This is a genomic window from Micromonospora sp. RV43, from assembly GCF_001029515.1.
Lineage (GTDB): Bacteria > Actinomycetota > Actinomycetes > Mycobacteriales > Micromonosporaceae > Micromonospora > Micromonospora aurantiaca.
The window spans coordinates 12,630-27,407 of sequence record NZ_LEKG01000163.1 but is presented as its reverse complement, the minus strand read 5'-3'; the positions used below and the strand labels follow the sequence as shown (position 1 = coordinate 27,407).

The window sequence follows — 14,778 nt, the reverse complement described above, 5'->3', positions numbered from 1 at the left end:
TCGAACGCGGTCTGGCAGTCACCGAGGGCACGGTGACCGCCGCCGAGGGGCAGCCACCGACGGCGCGGTAGCAGCGCCGCCAGCGGCACGAAGCCCAGCGCGAGCCCTGCCAGCAGCAGCCCGGCGCCGCCCGGCCGGGTCAGCGGGGCCGGCGGCGGCCCGCCGGTACGGTCCGGGAGCGCGTCGAGCACCGCGGCGTGGGTACGCGGCGCGAACAGCACCGACACGTGCTCGGTGCCCGGTGCCACCACCCGCGTGCGGGTGCCCGGTGGCGCGTCCCGCGTCGCCTCGTCGACCGCCTGGCGGAAGCCGGCGAACTCCAGCCCGCCCACCACGAGCGTCAGCCTCCCGGGCCAGCCGGCCGGCACGTCACCGCCGTCGGGCAGCGAGATCGCCACGGTCCGGTCGATCTCCGGATGCGCCACCGCGTACCGGGTGACCGCGCCGGCGCCCATCGAGTGCCCGACCAGGACGATCCGGTCCGGGTCGACGCCGGGACGCCCGCGCAGCCAGGCGACCGCCACGTCCAGGTCGTGCCGCAGCAGCGCCCGGCTGCGATCCTCGTCCCGGCCCGCACCGGGTAGCCGGGCGTGGCTGGCGCCGTGGCCGGCGAAGTCGAGCAGCACCGCGATCCCGCCCCGGCGGGCCACCGAGTCGGCGAGCGGCCGCATCAGCCGGGCCGACCCGGCGAAGCCGTGCGCGATCACCACCCCGGGCCGCAGGTCGCCGCTCACGCCGTCCGCCCGGACCTCGGTCAGCGGGACTCCCGCCACGGTCGCCCGCCGGGTGCTCAGACCGGCGTCGGCGCGGACCAGGAGCAGGGCGCCCAGGACGACGGCGAGCAGCGCGACCACGCCGCAGGCGAGCAGTCGCCGCGACGCCGGGCCGGGGGTGGGCATGCCGGCACCCTACGCCGCGTCGGCGGCCCGGCGTGACCTTCGCCGCCCGGCTGCCGTCGGGCGGCACTGGCAGCGACGCCGCACACTGGATGTCATGGCGATCCCTCTTCCCCGGCCCGGCGCCGTGCTCGGCCTCACCCGTACCGCCCTGGACCAGGCGCTCGGCTCGGCCGCCACGGTGGCCTCGGTACCCGCTCGCGCCTTCGCCGTCCTCGATCAGGTGGAGGCGCTGGTCCGGCGGATCGACGGGGTGGTGGACCGGATCGAGGGCACGCTCGACCGCACCGACCGGGTGCTCACCGACGCCGAGACGGCGGTCCGCGAGGTGGCGGTGATCAGCACCGCCGCCACCGCGGCGATCGACACGGCGACCGAGGTGGCCGCCGCGGCGACTGTGGTGGTCGGCGAGGCGCAGCGGGTCTCCGAGGCGGCGGCCACGGTGGTCGGCCAGGCCGACCGGGTGGCCCGGACGGCGGCCGGTGTGGTGACCGAGGCGGAGACGGTGACCGCGCGGGCGGCGGGCACGCTGGCGACCGCCGAGAAGGCGACGGGCGTCGCGACCGAGCTGCTGACCGCGTACGAGGCGACGCTGCGCCGGGCCGCGCCGATGGCAGCGCGTTTCGTGGAGCAGCTCAGCCCGGAGGAGGTGACCGCCGCGATCCGGCTGGTGGACGAGTTGCCGAAGCTCAAGGACCATCTCACCTCGGACGTGCTGCCGATCCTGGCCACGCTGGACCGGGTCGGCCCGGACCTGCACGACCTGCTGGACGTCACACGCGATCTCAAGCTCGCGGTCGCCGGCATCCCCGGGCTCGGCATGCTGCGCCGGCGCGGCGAGCGCCTCACCGACGAGGTGTAAGGAAGGGCCCCTTCTTAACGCCTCCGGTAGAGGAAGGGCCCCTTCTTAACCGCCGGGGAACAGCTCGTCGATCTCCGCGCGGTGCGGCAGCGCCACCGAGGCGCCGAGCTTGCGCACGCACGCCGCACCGGCGGCCGCCGCCCAGCGGACCGCGTCGGCCAGGTCCCGCCCCTCGCCCCAGGCCACCGCGAGCGCGGCGGTGAACGCGTCCCCGGCGGCGGTCGAGTCGACCACGTCCACCGGCACCGCCGGCACGTGCGTCGGCGGGCGGTCCCGGTCGACGTACCAGGCGCCGTCGCCGCCGAGCGTGAGCACCGCCCGGGGCACCAGGTCGAGCAGCGCCGCCGGCTCGTCCCGGCCGCGACCGGTCAGCGCCTGCGCCTCCGGCTCGTTCACCACGAGCAGGTCGGTGGCCGCCAGCAGCTCGGCCGGCACCGACCGGGCCGGCGCGGCGTTGAGCACCACCCGGGTGCCCGCGGACCGGGCCGCCAGCGCCGCCTCGGTCACCGTCTCGACCGGCACCTCCAGCTGCGCGACCAGCACGTCCGCATCGCGTACGGCGGAAAGCTCGCCGGCGGTCAGCGACGTGAACGCGGCGTTCGCCCCGGGGGTGACCAGGATGGCGTTCTCCCCCGCGCCGCCGACCATCACCAGCGCGACGCCGGACGGGCCGTAGACCACCCGCAGGTGGCCGGTGTCCACGCCGGCCGCCGTCATGCGGGCCCGCAGCGTCACGCCGAACGAGTCCGAGCCGATCGCGCCCAGGAAGACGCAGGAGGCTCCGGCGCGTACCGCGGCGACCGCCTGGTTGGCGCCCTTGCCGCCGGGCAGCATGACGAAGTCGTCGCCCAGCACGGTCTCGCCGGGCCGGGGCAGCGCGGCGCCGATGCCGACCAGGTCCATGTTGGCACTGCCGACGACGGCGATCCGGGTCTGCGGCACTGTGTCGTCCCGTCGCTCAGGCGGCGCGGGCGGCCCAGCGGTCGCCGGACCGCGTGACCACCAGCGGCAGGCCGAACGTCTTCGAAAGGTTGTCGGCGGTGAGCACGTCGGCGAGCAGGCCCTGCGCCACCACGGCGCCCTCGCGCAGCAGCAGCGCGTGGGTGAAGCCCGGCGGGATCTCCTCGACGTGGTGCGTGACCAGCACCATCGCGGGCGCGTCCGGGTCGTACGCCAGCTCGGCCAGCCGGGCCACCAGGTCCTCGCGCCCGCCCAGGTCGAGCCCGGCGGCGGGCTCGTCGAGCAGCAGCAGCTCCGGGTCGGTCATCAGGGCGCGGGCGATCTGGACCCGCTTGCGCTCGCCCTCGGACAGCGTGCCGTACGTGCGGTCGGTGAGGTGGCCGACGCCGAGCTGGCGCAGCAGCGCGGCGGCGCGGACCTCGTCGGTGCGGTCGTAGCTCTCCCGCCAGCGGCCGACCACCGACCAGGCGGCGGTCACCACCACGTCGACGACGCGCTCCTCGGCGGGGATCCGCTCGGCGAGCGTCGCTGTGGACAGGCCGATGCGGGTACGCAGCTCGTTGACGTCGGTGCGGCCGATGCGCTCGCCGAGCACGTGCGCGACGCCGCTGGTCGGGTGCAGCCGGCCGGCGGCCAGGTTGAGCAGCGTGGTCTTGCCCGCGCCGTTCGGTCCGAGCACCACCCACCGTTCGTCCAGCTCGACCCGCCAGTCGACGTCGTGCACCAGCGCCGTGCCGGAACGCTTGACGCCGACCCCGTCGAGGCTGACCACCAGATCCGCGTCCACGGTCGAGGGGGCGAGGGCGCCCGGGGCGCCGGGGATCAGGTCACCAGTCACCGCTCCATCCAATCACGCACCCGGCCCGGCGCCCCCCACGGGCGGCGCCGCCGCCATAGGGTGGGGCGCCGTGTCGTTGGTCACCGCTTCCGGAGGACACCCATGCCCGACCGCTGCCGGGAGGCGCGCGGATGAGCGCGGTCATCGAGATCGCCGGCCTCCGCAAGACGTTCCACACGCTGCGCCAGGGGCGCCGGGTCGCCGTCGACGGCTTCGACATGCTGGTCGAGGCGGGCCAGGTGCACGGCTTCCTGGGGCCGAACGGGTCCGGGAAGACCACCACGCTGCGCGCGCTGCTGGGGCTGGTCCGGCCGGACGCCGGGCGGATGCGCGTGCTGGGCGCCGAGTCCCCCGAGCACCTGCCGGACGTGGCCGGGCGGGTCGGCGCGATCGTGGAGAGCCCGCAGTTCTTCGCCAACTTCACCGCGCACCGGACGCTGCGGCTGCTGGCCCTGGCCGGGGGTGTGCCGACCGCCCGGGTGGACGAGGTGCTGGAGCAGGTCGGGCTGCGCGACCGGGGCGACGAGCGGGTCAAGGGCTACTCGCTGGGCATGAAGCAGCGGCTGGCGGTCGCGTCGGCCCTGCTGAAGAACCCGGAGCTGCTGATCCTGGACGAACCGGCGAACGGGCTGGACCCGGCCGGCATCCGGGAGATGCGCGACCTGACCCGGTCGCTGGCCGAGGCCGGGGTGACGGTGCTGCTGTCCAGCCACATCCTCGCCGAGATCCAGTTGATCTGCGACCACGTGACGATCGTGAGCCGGGGGCAGCGGGTCGCGTACGGGCCGGTGGAGGAGGTGCTGGCCGGCTTCGACCAGCACCAGTGGCGGGTCCGGGTGGCCGATCCGGAGCAGGCCGGGCAGGTGCTGGGCCGCGCCGGCCTGTCGGTGGCGGTCGCGCCGGACCACCTGGTGGTGACCGGTGTGCAGGATCCGGAGACGATCAGCCGGACGCTCGGCGAGCAGGGCATGTGGGTACGCGAGCTGGTCCCGCTGCGGCCGGACCTGGAGAGCGTCTTCCTGGAGCTGACCGGCGGCAACGAGCACGTGGCGGTGCCGCGGCAGGTCGACGGCGCGCCGCCGAGCGACGGAGTGATCGACCTCGACGTCCGGGAGATCCGGGAGGTGGACGCGTGAACCTGGTCCGTGCCGAACTGGAGCGGCTGGCCGCCCGGCGCTTCGTGCAGCTCATGGTGGTGCTGCTGGCTGCCGCCTTCGCGGTGACCGTGGTGACCACGCTCGCCGGTTCGCACCGGCCCGGCCCGGCGGAGCTGAGCCGGGCGCAGGCGCAGGCGGCGGAGAGCGTGCGCCAGATGGAGATGACGTACGACCGCTGCCTGCGGATCCGCGAGGGCACGATCCCGCCGGGCGAGAACGACTACCTGCCGCGCGACTGCGCCCAGATCGACCCGGCCCAGATCGAGGAGTTGCCGACCACGGCCGACTACCTCAGCGGTGTGTTCGTCTTCGCCAAGGAGGCCGAGCCGCTGCTCTACTTCCTGATCGCGTTCCTGACGCTGTTCGGGTTCCTGGTCGGCGCCTCCTACATCGGGGCCGACCTGAACTCGGGCGGGGTGGTCAACCTGCTGCTGTGGCGGCCCCGGCGGCCGACTGTGCTCGCCACGAAGCTCGGCACGCTGCTGGGCGGGCTGCTCGGCCTGTCGGTGCTGGCGTCGGCGGCGTACCTGGGGTCCTTCTGGTTGATCGGCCAGGCGTCCGGACTGGTCGGGCGGACCGGCGGCGACTTCTGGCCGTCGCTCGCAGCGATCTGGGTACGCGGGCTGATGCTGGTGCTGCTCGCCGCGGCGCTCGGGTTCGCCGTCGCCACGCTGGGCCGGCACACGTCGGCGGCGCTCGGCACCGTGGCCGCGTACGTGGTGGTGTGGGAGCTGGGGGCGCGGCTGGTGTTCCAGATCCTGGAGGTCGGCCGGCCGGACCGGTACATGCTGTCCAGCTATCTGGCGGCCTGGCTGTCCGGTGAGGTGCGGCTCTGGGACAACAACGCCTGCGGCCCCGGGATCTCCGGCTACTGCGACGGCTCCTACACGCTCACCTGGACGTCGGGGCTGGTGGTGCTGCTCGGGCTCACCGGCGCACTGGTGGCCGCCGCGTTCACGGTGTTCCGCCGCCGCGACCTGATCTGACCGGAGCCGCACCTCGGCAACTCCTTGCGAACCCTGACGCCATGATGAAGGATTCCTTCACATGGCGCCAGGGTGCACGACGCGGTCAGCCGACCGTCGAGCCGAACACCTCGTCGCGTACGGCGTCCAGCGCGGTACGCAGCGCGCCGCGCAGGATCGGCTCCTCGGTCAGCCCGGTGGTCACCACCCGGGGCCGGACCAGCGTGATCGCGGCGACCTCGTGCTGCACGCGCTCGGCCAGCGCCGCCCCGCCCGCCTGCCCGACCGCCCCGGCGAGCACCACGAGCGGCGGGTCCAGCACCACGCAGGTGCTCGCCACACCGAGCGCCAGCCGCCGGGCCAGCTCGTCGAGCATCGGACCACCGGCGGTGCCGGCGGCGATGGCCGCGCGTACCACCTCGGCGGCCCGGGCCGCCGCGACGCCCTGCTCCGCCGCCTCCGGGCTGGCGAAACCGTGCTCGGCGGCCACCGCGCGCACCGCGTCGGCGCCGACGAGCTGCTGGAACGCCGGCTTGGCCCGCTTGGACACGTCGCGCGGGATGGGCGCGCCGGGCACCGGCAGGTAGCCGATCTCGCCGGCCGCGCCGCTGCTGCCGTGGTGCAGCCGGCCGCCCAGCATGATGGCCAGGCCGACGCCCGCGTCCACCCAGACCAGCACGAAGTCGGCGGTGCCACGGGCCGCGCCGGACTGCGCCTCGGCCACCGCCGCGAGGTTCACGTCGTTCTCGAACACGACCGGGGTGTCCAGGTCCTCGCGCAGCGCGGCGAGCAGGCCGCTGTGCCAGCGCGGCAGGTTGAACGCGAACGTGATGTCGCCGGTCTGCGGGTCGACCAGGCCGGGGGTGCCGAGCACGACGCGCCGGACGGCGGACAGCTCCGCCCCGGCGCTGCTCGCCGCCTGGACCACGGCGTTGTGCACCACGCCGACCGGGTCGTCGGTGTCCTTCGTGGACTGCTCGACCCGGCCGGCCACCGTACCGGTGATGTCGGCGCAGGCCGCCACCACCCGCTCCGCGCCCACCTCCACGCCCACCACGTACGCGCTGCTCGGCCGGACGGCGTAGAGCTGCGCGTTCGGGCCCCGCCCGCCGGCCTGCTCGCCGACCCGGGCGACCAGGCCGCGCTCCTCCAGCCGCTCGACGAGCTGGGACGCGGTGACCTTGGACAGCCCGGTCAGCTCACCGATCCGGGCCCGGGTCAGCGGGCCGCGTTCGAGCAGCAGCTCCAGGGCCGCACGATCGTTGAGCGCCCGCAGGAGTCGGGGGGTGCCGGGCAGCCGGGTCGCACTCATGCCAAGGTCCTCAATTTTCAGTAAAGTTTTCTAACCACAAAACGCCTGCCGAGGGGTGCCCGTTAGCGTATCGGCCACCCTCATCCGCAGAGGTCGGACGACCCGGCAGGGAAAGGGGATACTCGTGGGTCTGGATCCAGGACTGCGCCGGCTCGCGCTGGGCACGCTGCTCGCCGCGTACCCGGGACCGGTCCCGCCGGACTGGGCGGTCGACCTGCTCGCCGACGGGCTCGCCGGGCACACCCTGTTCGGCACCAACATCCACGATCCGGCCCAGGTGGCGGCGTCCACGGCAGCGCTGCGCGCCGGCCGCCCCGACGTGATCGTGGCGATCGACGAGGAGGGCGGCGACGTCACCCGGCTGGCGCACGCCACCGGCAGCCCGTACCCGGGCAACGCCGCGCTCGGCGCGGTGGACGACCCCGACCTCACCCGCCAGGTGTACGCGGCGATCGGCGCGGAGCTGGCAGCGCTCGGTATCACAGTCGACCTCGCCCCCACCGTCGACGTGAACACCGCCGACGAGAACCCGGTGATCGGCACCCGCTCGTTCGGGGCGGACCCGAAGCGGGTCGCTGTCCACTCGGCCGCCGCCGTCGCCGGTCTCCAGTCGACCGGCGTGGCCGCCTGCGCCAAGCACTTCCCCGGGCACGGCGCCACCGTCGCCGACTCCCACCACGAGCTGCCCACAGTCGACGTGCCCCCGGCGGTCCTGCGGGAACGCGACCTGCCGCCGTTCGCCGCCGTCGTCGACGCGGGCGTCCGCGCGGTGATGACCGCGCACATCCGGGTGCCGGCGCTGACCGGCGACGGCCCGGCCACGTTCAGCCGCGCGGTCCTGCACGACCTGCTGCGCGTCGAGTACGGCTTCACCGGCGCGATCATCACCGACGCACTGGAGATGAAGGGCGCCGTGCTCGCCGCCGGCGGGGTCGGTGCGGGCGCGGTGCGGGCCCTGGCCGCCGGCGCGGACCTGCTGTGCATCGGCGCCCGGGTGGACGCCGAGCTGGTCGAGTCGGTCGCCGCCGAGATCGTCGCGGCGATCACCGACGGCCGGCTGACTCGGGAGCGGGTCGAGGAGGCCGCCGGCCGGACCGCCGCGCTCGCCGCCGCCGGCCCCGCCGATGCCCCGCCGCCGGCCGCCGACGGCCTCGGCTACGCCGCCGCGCTGCGGGCGGTACGCGTCGAGGGCGACCTCGTCCGCGACACCGCGCCGCTCGTGGTGCAGGTGCACGCCACCTCCACCATCGCCGAGGGGCGGGTGCCCTGGGGGCTCGGCCCGCACCTGGCCGCCGGGGTCGAGCAGGCCCGCGCGGTGGCGGGCGAGACCGACCCGGACCAGTTGCGGCGGCTCGCCGGGGACCGGCCGGTCGTGCTGGTCGGCCGGCACCTGCACCGGCTGCCCGGCGCGCGCGAGCTGGTCGAGGCGCTGGCCGCCACGCATCAGGTGACTGTGGTCGAGATGGGCTGGCCGGGCGCGTGGCGGCCGGCGGGCGCGCGCGCGTTCGTCGCCACCCACGGCGCCAGTCACGCCAACGGCCGTGCCGCCGCCGACGCGCTCGGCCTGACCGCCTGACCCACGCGCCCCACCCGGCCCGCTGCCCTGAAGGGCGGCGGGCCGCTCTCTTGAACGCGTTCAAATTCTGTCGTACGCTCACGGTGTCCGAGATTTGAACACGTTCAAGAGAGGCGACGGGGATGGACGTGAAGGTCTGGATGTACCTGGCCTACCTGACGGTGAGCATCGGCCTCACCATCTGGGTGGCGCGGGCGCTGTCCCGCAACGGGCTGGTGTTCCTGCAGGACGTGTTCGCCGACAGCCGGCTGGCCGAGGCGGTCAACAGCCTGCTGGTGGTCGGCTTCTACCTGCTCAACCTCGGCTACGTCACGGTGGCGATGAAGGAGTCCGGTCCGGTCGGCGACGCCAGCCAGGCGCTGGAGCAGCTCTCGCTGAAGGTGGGGCTGGTCCTGCTGGTGCTCGGCGCGCTGCACTTCTTCAACGTCTTCGCGCTCGGCCGCTACCGCCGCGGCCGCCTGCGGCAGCAGGCCACCCACCCGCCGCTGCCGCCCTCGCGATCGGCCAGGTCCTCACCGTCACCCGGGAGAGCCCGCCCCGGCCGCGCCGCTCCGGTCACGGCGTCACCGTCTACCTGGACGTCGAGCTGCCGCCGCTCGACCTGGACGCCCTCGACNCCGGCGGGTCCGAACCCGCCGGCCCGGTGACGTCCGCCCCGGGCGGGCGCCGGCAGGATCCCACCGGGCACGGGGCCGGTGGGATCCGCGGGTTCACCGTCCTGTTCGACGCGGACTGCCCGATGTGCCGGGCCGCCCGGCGGTGGCTCGCCTCGCGCGCCCAGCTCGTACCGCTGGAGTTCGTGCCGGCCGGGTCCGCCGAGGCCCGGCGGCGCTTCCCCGGCCTGGACCACGACGCCACGCTGCGCGACCTGACGGTGGTGGCCGACACCGGCGCCGTCTACCGCGGCGACGGCGCCTGGTTCGCCTGTCTCTGGGCGCTCGCCGAGCATCGCGGTACGGCCGAGCGGCTGGCCCGGCCGCACCTGCTGCCGCTGACCCGGCGGGTGGTGGCGGCGGCCTCAGCGGTCCGCGAACGGATCCGGGAACCGGGATACGGTGACGACGATGACCGAGCAGAGTGCGCCGACGACCGCTGCGGGTGGACAGGGGTCGACGGCCCGGGGTGAGCAGACCCGTCAGCTGATCCTGGACACGGCGATGCGGCTGTTCCGCGAGCGCGGATACGCGCGGACGACGATGCGCGCGGTCGCCCAGGAGGCAGGCGTGGCGGTGGGCAACGCCTACTACTACTTCGACTCCAAGGAGCACCTGGTCCAGGAGTTCTACGCGGGCACCCAGCGCGAGCACCGGGAGGCGGCCGCGCCGGTGCTCGCCCGGGAGCGGGACTTCGGCCCGCGACTGGCCGGGGTGCTGCACGCGGGCGTCGACGTGCTGAGCCCGTACCACGCGTTCGCGGGCGCCTTCTTCAAGACGGCGGCCGAGCCGACCTCGCCGCTCAGCCCGTTCTCCGCCGAGTCGTCGGCACCCCGGGACATGTCGATCGCGCTGTTCCGCGAGGCACTCACCGGGTCCACCGTCAAGCTCGACGACGAGCTGCGCGAGGCGCTGCCCGAGCTGCTCTGGCTCGGCTACATGGGGGTGGTGCTCTACTGGGTGCACGACCGCTCGGAGGGGCAGGTCAAGACCCGGCAGCTCATCGACGGCGTGGTGCCGCTCGTGGACCGGCTGGTGGGGCTGTCCCGGCTGCGCGTGCTGCGGCCGGTCACCCGTCAGGCGCTCGCACTGATCCACACGCTGCGTCACTGACTTCGCCGCCGCGCCTGCCAGCGATTGCGCAGGTGAGAGTCCGTAACCGGACAGTGGCACACCCCTTGTTGACCACCGGCACTAACACATAGCGTTACCGATGTCGGGGCCTGGGGGAGAGCAGCGGACCGTGGATCCGGCCCGGGATCCACGGTCCGCGCCAGGCCGGGGATCCGGGCCGGCTCAGCGGGGGAAGACGCCGAACGCGGTGAGGCCGCGATCCGGGAACCCGGCCGCCTCGGCCACCCGGCCGGACGCCGCGTTGCCCGGGTCGTGCAGGTAGGTGGGGATCGCCCCCTCGTCGAGCACCCGGCGGGCCGCCTGCGCGACCAGCCGCCGGGCCAGGCCGCGCCCGCGCGCCGTCGGCACCGTGCCCACCGCCAGCTCGTGGCCGTACGCGTCGTGCCGCTTGATCCCCACGCCGGCCCGGTACGCTCCGTCGGCGCCCCGGACCACGAGCACCTCCCGGTCGAACAGCCGCAGCCACGGCGGCAGCCCGGCCAGCGTGGGCGGCACCCACTCCCCCACCTCGGGCAGCGGCGCCGGGTCGGTGCACCACCGGAAGACCGAGGTGTGCGCGATGAACTCCGGCGCGCCGACCGCGCCCGGCAGGGCGGGCAGCCACTCGCCGAGCGGCCGGTCCCGCACCAGCGTCCGTACCGCCTCGACCCGGTCGGCGGCCACCGAGAGGACGGTGCTGCCGCCCGCTGTCACCGCGACGGCCGGGCGCAGCCGCCCGTCCCAGGCCGGGCGGGCGCGGCGGTAGGACCGGACCACGTGCAGCCCGGGGCCCGCCGGCCACTGCCCCAACCAGGTCGCCAGATGAAGGAAGACCCGCCGGTCGAGCACGTGATCATGGTACGCCGGGACGCCGCGCCCGTGCCTGCGGAATTCGCCGATCGCGGCGCGGTTGAGACGCGCGGCACGCGGGTAGAGGGTCGGCACGCCAGCGACGGACGCCGATTCCTGGTTCCGCCACCGGCCGCAGGAACCCCGGGCGCTTCGCGGAACCGAAGGCATCGCCCCTGCGTCATATTCATTTCCATACATGGACAAGTTTCTCTGGGACGGTAGTGGTCATGCCTCACGAACCGAATGACCGATTCCAGCAGGACGCGGAGCGCGGCTGGCGGGCCGCCGCAGACGCCGGACGGTTCCCGGCGCAGCCGGCGTACCGCGAGGCCCGCGACCGAGCGCTCTCCTGGGCCGAGCTGAACGCGCAGCCGGCCGGCACCGCCGCCTGGCGTGGCCTCACGCCCCTCTGAGAGGGCGGGCGGCGACACACCGGCCGGGCGGGCGTACCGGCCTTCGCACACCTGTGCGGTAGCGTCTTGTGGTCCGATTTCCGGCCTACGACAGGAGAAGCTCCGCGCATGGGCAAGAAGACGATCCACGTCTCCGACTTCACCGGTCAGGTGCTCAGCCCCGACGACGAGGTGGTCAAGGTCGTCGTCCTGGAGCACCCGGACCTGGTCGCCGGCCCCGTGCAGCTGGACGCCACCGCGGTCGAGGTGGAGAGCATCGACGACGCGGCGCTCGACGTCGCGGTGGTGGAGATCCACGACCGGCACGGCCACGGTGAGCCGCGCCGGGTGGTGCTGACCGCCAGCGAGTTCGACGCGATGGCGACCGACGTGCCGATGGCGCAGCTGCTGCGGACCGCCGAGCGGGTCAAGCCGCCGAAGGCCCGCCGCGCCACCGAGAAGATCGACTACGGCACCATCGAGCACGCCGGGCGCCCGCACCGCGGCCGGGTCACCGAGGAGGAGGCCCGGCTGGTCCGGGAGCACCTCGACGAGGTGAACAAGCGGCTGGCCGACGCCGGCATCCGCCAGGTCGACCCCGCCGACCCGGAGCACGCCGCCCGGTACGGCTTCCCCACCGCAGACTGACACCCGGACGCCGGGCACGCGCCCCCGTGACGCGTGCCCGGCGCGGTGTCAGGCCCCTTTCCGGGTGATCTCGGCGAGCGCCGCCTCGAACGCCGACTCCAGCGCGGACTTCTCCAGGCCGAGGCCGCGCAGCACGCCGTCGTCGCCCTCCTCCTCCAGCAGGGCGAGCAGGATGTGCTCCGTACCGATGTAGTTGTGCCCCATCCGCAGCGCCTCCCGGAAGGTCAGCTCCAGGACCTTCTTGGCCCGTGCGTCGTAGGGGATCAGGTCCGGGACCGGGTCGGCCTTCGCCGGCAGCGTCGCGGTGACGACCTCCCGCAGCCGCTCCAGGGGTACGCCCCGAGCCACGATCGCCGCGGCGGCCAGCCCTTCCGGCTCGGCGAGCAGTCCGAGCGCGACGTGCCCCGGGGTGATCTCGGCGTTGCCCGCGGCCCGCGCCTCCTCCTGCGAGGCCAGCACCACGTTGCGGGCGCGTGGGGTGAACCGGCCGAACCCGGAGTTCGGGTCGAGCGCGGCGGCGGTCTCCGCCTTGGCGGCGGAACGCTTCTGGGCGGCCTGCTTCGTCACGCCCATGCTGCGGCCGATCTCCGTCCACGAGGCGCCGGAGCGGCGCGCCTGGTCGACGAAGTGCCCGATCAGGTGGTCGGCCACGTCACCCAGGTGGTCGGCGACGAGAACGGCGCCGGCCAGCTGATCGAGCGCGTCGGTGTGCGCCTTCTTGATGCCGTCGATGAGGTCGTCGAGTCGTACCGGCTGGGTCATCTTGAGCGGTTCGGTCTCCTCCATGCGTCAACCCTCGGTTGACGACACCGTCCGCATCGCATGATGATCTCGACGCGGGTACTGTCGGTCGAGGTGAGCACCCATTCGACACTGCTGTTCGTGCTCGCCGCCGTCGCGGTCGTCATCGCCGTGCGGTGGGTGGCCTCCCGGACCGGCCTGCCGGCAGCCGCGCTGCTGCCACTCATCGGCATCGCGTACGCGCTGCTCCCCGGCCCCAACGTCAGCCTCGACCCCGACCTCGTGCTCATGGTCGTGCTGCCGCCGCTGCTCTACAGCGCCGCGCTGGACTCCTCCCTGCTGGACATCCGCCGCAACCTGCGGATCGTGGTCAGCCTCTCCGTGGTGCTGGTGCTCCTCACCGGACTGCTCGTGGGCATCGGGTTCCACCTGTTCGTGGCCGGCGCGACGCTGGCGGCAGGCATCGCTGTCGGTGCCGCGATCGCGCCGCCCGACCCGGTCGCCGCCCTGGCCGTGGGCCGCCGGGTCAACCTGCCGCCGAAGATGGTCACGATCATCCAGGGCGAAGGGCTGCTGAACGACGCCACCGCGCTGACCATGCTCAGCGTCGCTGTGGCCGCCGCCGTGGGCGGCACGTTCTCGTTCCCCGCCGCGATCGGGCAGTTCGTGCTGGCGGCGGCCGGCGGCATCGCGGTGGGCGTGGTCGTCGCACGGGCGAAACGGCTGGTCCGGCCGCTCACCGCGGACCCGTTGCTGTCGAACGCGATCTCGCTCGCGACGCCGTTCGTGGCGTACCTGCTCGGCGAGGCGCTGCACGTCTCCGGCGTGCTGGCAGTGGTGGTCGCCGGCCTGATCGTCGGCCACCAGACGCCACAGTTCGGCTCCGGGGCCGCCCGCCTCCAGACCAACGCCGTGTGGCGGCTCGTCGACTTCCTCCTCGAAGGCTTCGTCTTCCTGCTGATCGGCCAGCAGCTCCCCGCCGTCATGCGGGGCCTGCGCCAGTACGAGACGTCGACAATCGTCATCGCCGTCGCCGTGTCGGTCGGCGTGGTGCTGCTTCTGCGCCCGGCCTGGCTGATCCTGACCCAGTGGCTCCCCCGGTCGCTGCACACCCGGCTCGGTGGCGTCGCCGAACAGGACGACACCGACGATCCTGATGCCGCACGCCGGCTCGGCGGCGTCGACCGCAACGCCCGCGGGCTGACCTCCCGCGAGGTGGTGGCCCTGAGCTGGTCCGGTACGCGTGGCGTGATCAGCCTGGCCGCGATCTTCACGCTGCCGCTGACCACTCGTAGCGGAGATCCCTTCCCCGATCGTGACCTGCTGCTGTTCTGCACCTTCGTGGTCGTCCTGGTGACGCTGGTCGGGCAGGGCCTGACGTTCGCGCCGCTCGTGCGCATGCTCGGCCTGCGCGCCAACGAGGCCGACCAGGCCCGGGTACGCAACGAGGCCCGCTCGGCCGCGGTGGAGGCCGCGCTGGCCCGCCTCGACCTCGTCGCCGCCGAGGAGCCGGACAGCAGGGTCGCCGTCGACACCACGCGGGCACAGTTGCAGACCCGGCTGGCCCGCTACCGAGGGCGGCTCGACCTGCTCCAGCAGAGCGGATCGTCGGAGCTGCCCACCTCACCGGAGTACGAGACGGCGCTGCGGGTCCGCAGGACCGTCCTCGAAGCGCAGCGCGAGGAGTTGCTGCGGTGGCGCGACTCCGGGCGGCTGCCGGACGAGGAACTACGCGTGCTGGAACGCGAACTCGACCACGAGGAGCTGCTGCTGCCGAAGCGGGCGCCGGGCTGACGTCGGGCCCGGCGCCCGC

At 74.4% G+C, this 14,778-nt stretch carries 15 protein-coding genes; 9 read left to right on the top strand and 6 right to left on the bottom strand.

Annotated features, from left to right (window positions below):
- Nucleotides 1-899: alpha/beta fold hydrolase (locus ABD52_RS29480; RefSeq protein ID WP_047893916.1), on the bottom strand; the 899-nt coding region annotated here is incomplete at its 3' end.
- A 94-nt stretch (nt 900-993) separates the two neighbouring features.
- Between ABD52_RS29480 and ABD52_RS29475 the strand changes: the two genes are divergently transcribed.
- On the top strand, nt 994-1,758 hold the full coding sequence (locus ABD52_RS29475; protein ID WP_013284442.1) for a hypothetical protein: 765 nt from the start codon (nt 994-996) through the stop codon (nt 1,756-1,758).
- Nucleotides 1,759-1,803: 45 nt separating this feature from the next.
- Here the strand turns inward: ABD52_RS29475 and ABD52_RS29470 are convergent, their stop codons facing one another.
- Nucleotides 1,804-2,700, bottom strand: coding sequence for a ribokinase (locus ABD52_RS29470; protein ID WP_047893915.1), 897 nt, complete (start codon nt 2,698-2,700; stop codon nt 1,804-1,806).
- A gap of 16 nt (nt 2,701-2,716) precedes the next feature.
- Nucleotides 2,717-3,568, bottom strand: coding sequence for an ABC transporter ATP-binding protein (locus tag ABD52_RS29465; protein WP_225319716.1), 852 nt, complete (start codon nt 3,566-3,568; stop codon nt 2,717-2,719).
- 119 nt (nt 3,569-3,687) lie between these two features.
- On the opposite strand from ABD52_RS29465, the gene ABD52_RS29460 reads away from it, so the two are divergent.
- Both ABD52_RS29460 and ABD52_RS29455 read left to right on the top strand, forming a co-directional pair.
- Nucleotides 3,688-4,692, top strand: coding sequence for an ABC transporter ATP-binding protein (locus tag ABD52_RS29460; RefSeq protein ID WP_013284439.1), 1,005 nt, complete (start codon nt 3,688-3,690; stop codon nt 4,690-4,692).
- On the top strand, nt 4,689-5,699 hold the full coding sequence (locus tag ABD52_RS29455) for an ABC transporter permease subunit (protein ID WP_013474284.1): 1,011 nt from the start codon (nt 4,689-4,691) through the stop codon (nt 5,697-5,699). The genes ABD52_RS29460 and ABD52_RS29455 overlap by 4 nt, the downstream gene beginning before the upstream one ends.
- Nucleotides 5,700-5,784: 85 nt before the next feature.
- On the opposite strand, the gene ABD52_RS29450 is transcribed toward ABD52_RS29455, so the two are convergent.
- Complete coding sequence (locus tag ABD52_RS29450) at nt 5,785-6,990, bottom strand: ROK family transcriptional regulator (protein ID WP_013284437.1); 1,206 nt, start codon at nt 6,988-6,990, stop codon at nt 5,785-5,787.
- Between the two features lie 124 nt (nt 6,991-7,114).
- Between ABD52_RS29450 and ABD52_RS29445 the strand changes: the two genes are divergently transcribed.
- From ABD52_RS29445 to ABD52_RS29430, 3 genes are all read left to right on the top strand, one after another.
- The gene (locus ABD52_RS29445; RefSeq protein WP_047893914.1) at nt 7,115-8,566 is read left to right on the top strand and encodes a glycoside hydrolase family 3 protein; all 1,452 of its coding nucleotides are present in this window, start codon (nt 7,115-7,117) and stop codon (nt 8,564-8,566) included.
- Between the two features lie 643 nt (nt 8,567-9,209).
- Complete coding sequence (locus ABD52_RS29435; RefSeq protein WP_047893913.1) at nt 9,210-9,692, top strand: thiol-disulfide oxidoreductase DCC family protein; 483 nt, start codon at nt 9,210-9,212, stop codon at nt 9,690-9,692.
- The gene (locus ABD52_RS29430) at nt 9,631-10,332 is read left to right on the top strand and encodes a TetR family transcriptional regulator (protein WP_047893912.1); all 702 of its coding nucleotides are present in this window, start codon (nt 9,631-9,633) and stop codon (nt 10,330-10,332) included. Before ABD52_RS29435 ends, ABD52_RS29430 begins: the two co-directional genes overlap by 62 nt.
- Nucleotides 10,333-10,515: 183 nt before the next feature.
- On the opposite strand, the gene ABD52_RS29425 is transcribed toward ABD52_RS29430, so the two are convergent.
- Nucleotides 10,516-11,181 carry a GNAT family N-acetyltransferase gene (locus tag ABD52_RS29425; RefSeq protein WP_200905256.1) on the bottom strand — a complete coding sequence of 222 codons (666 nt, stop codon included), beginning with the start codon at nt 11,179-11,181 and terminating at the stop codon, nt 10,516-10,518.
- Between the two features lie 230 nt (nt 11,182-11,411).
- On the opposite strand from ABD52_RS29425, the gene ABD52_RS29420 reads away from it, so the two are divergent.
- The gene (locus ABD52_RS29420; protein ID WP_013284431.1) at nt 11,412-11,597 is read left to right on the top strand and encodes a hypothetical protein; all 186 of its coding nucleotides are present in this window, start codon (nt 11,412-11,414) and stop codon (nt 11,595-11,597) included.
- 108 nt (nt 11,598-11,705) lie between these two features.
- A complete protein-coding gene (locus ABD52_RS29415) occupies nt 11,706-12,224 on the top strand; it encodes a hypothetical protein (RefSeq protein WP_013474282.1) in 519 nt (172 codons plus the stop codon).
- Between the two features lie 48 nt (nt 12,225-12,272).
- Here the strand turns inward: ABD52_RS29415 and ABD52_RS29410 are convergent, their stop codons facing one another.
- Nucleotides 12,273-13,010 (bottom strand): Clp protease N-terminal domain-containing protein, encoded by a 738-nt coding sequence (locus ABD52_RS29410; protein WP_013284429.1) that lies wholly within the window; start codon nt 13,008-13,010, stop codon nt 12,273-12,275.
- Between the two features lie 36 nt (nt 13,011-13,046).
- Here ABD52_RS29410 and ABD52_RS29405 point away from each other — a divergent pair, with 36 nt between their 5' ends.
- Nucleotides 13,047-14,759 carry a Na+/H+ antiporter gene (locus tag ABD52_RS29405; RefSeq protein WP_013284428.1) on the top strand — a complete coding sequence of 571 codons (1,713 nt, stop codon included), beginning with the start codon at nt 13,047-13,049 and terminating at the stop codon, nt 14,757-14,759.
- The last annotated feature ends 19 nt before the right edge of the window (nt 14,760-14,778 follow it).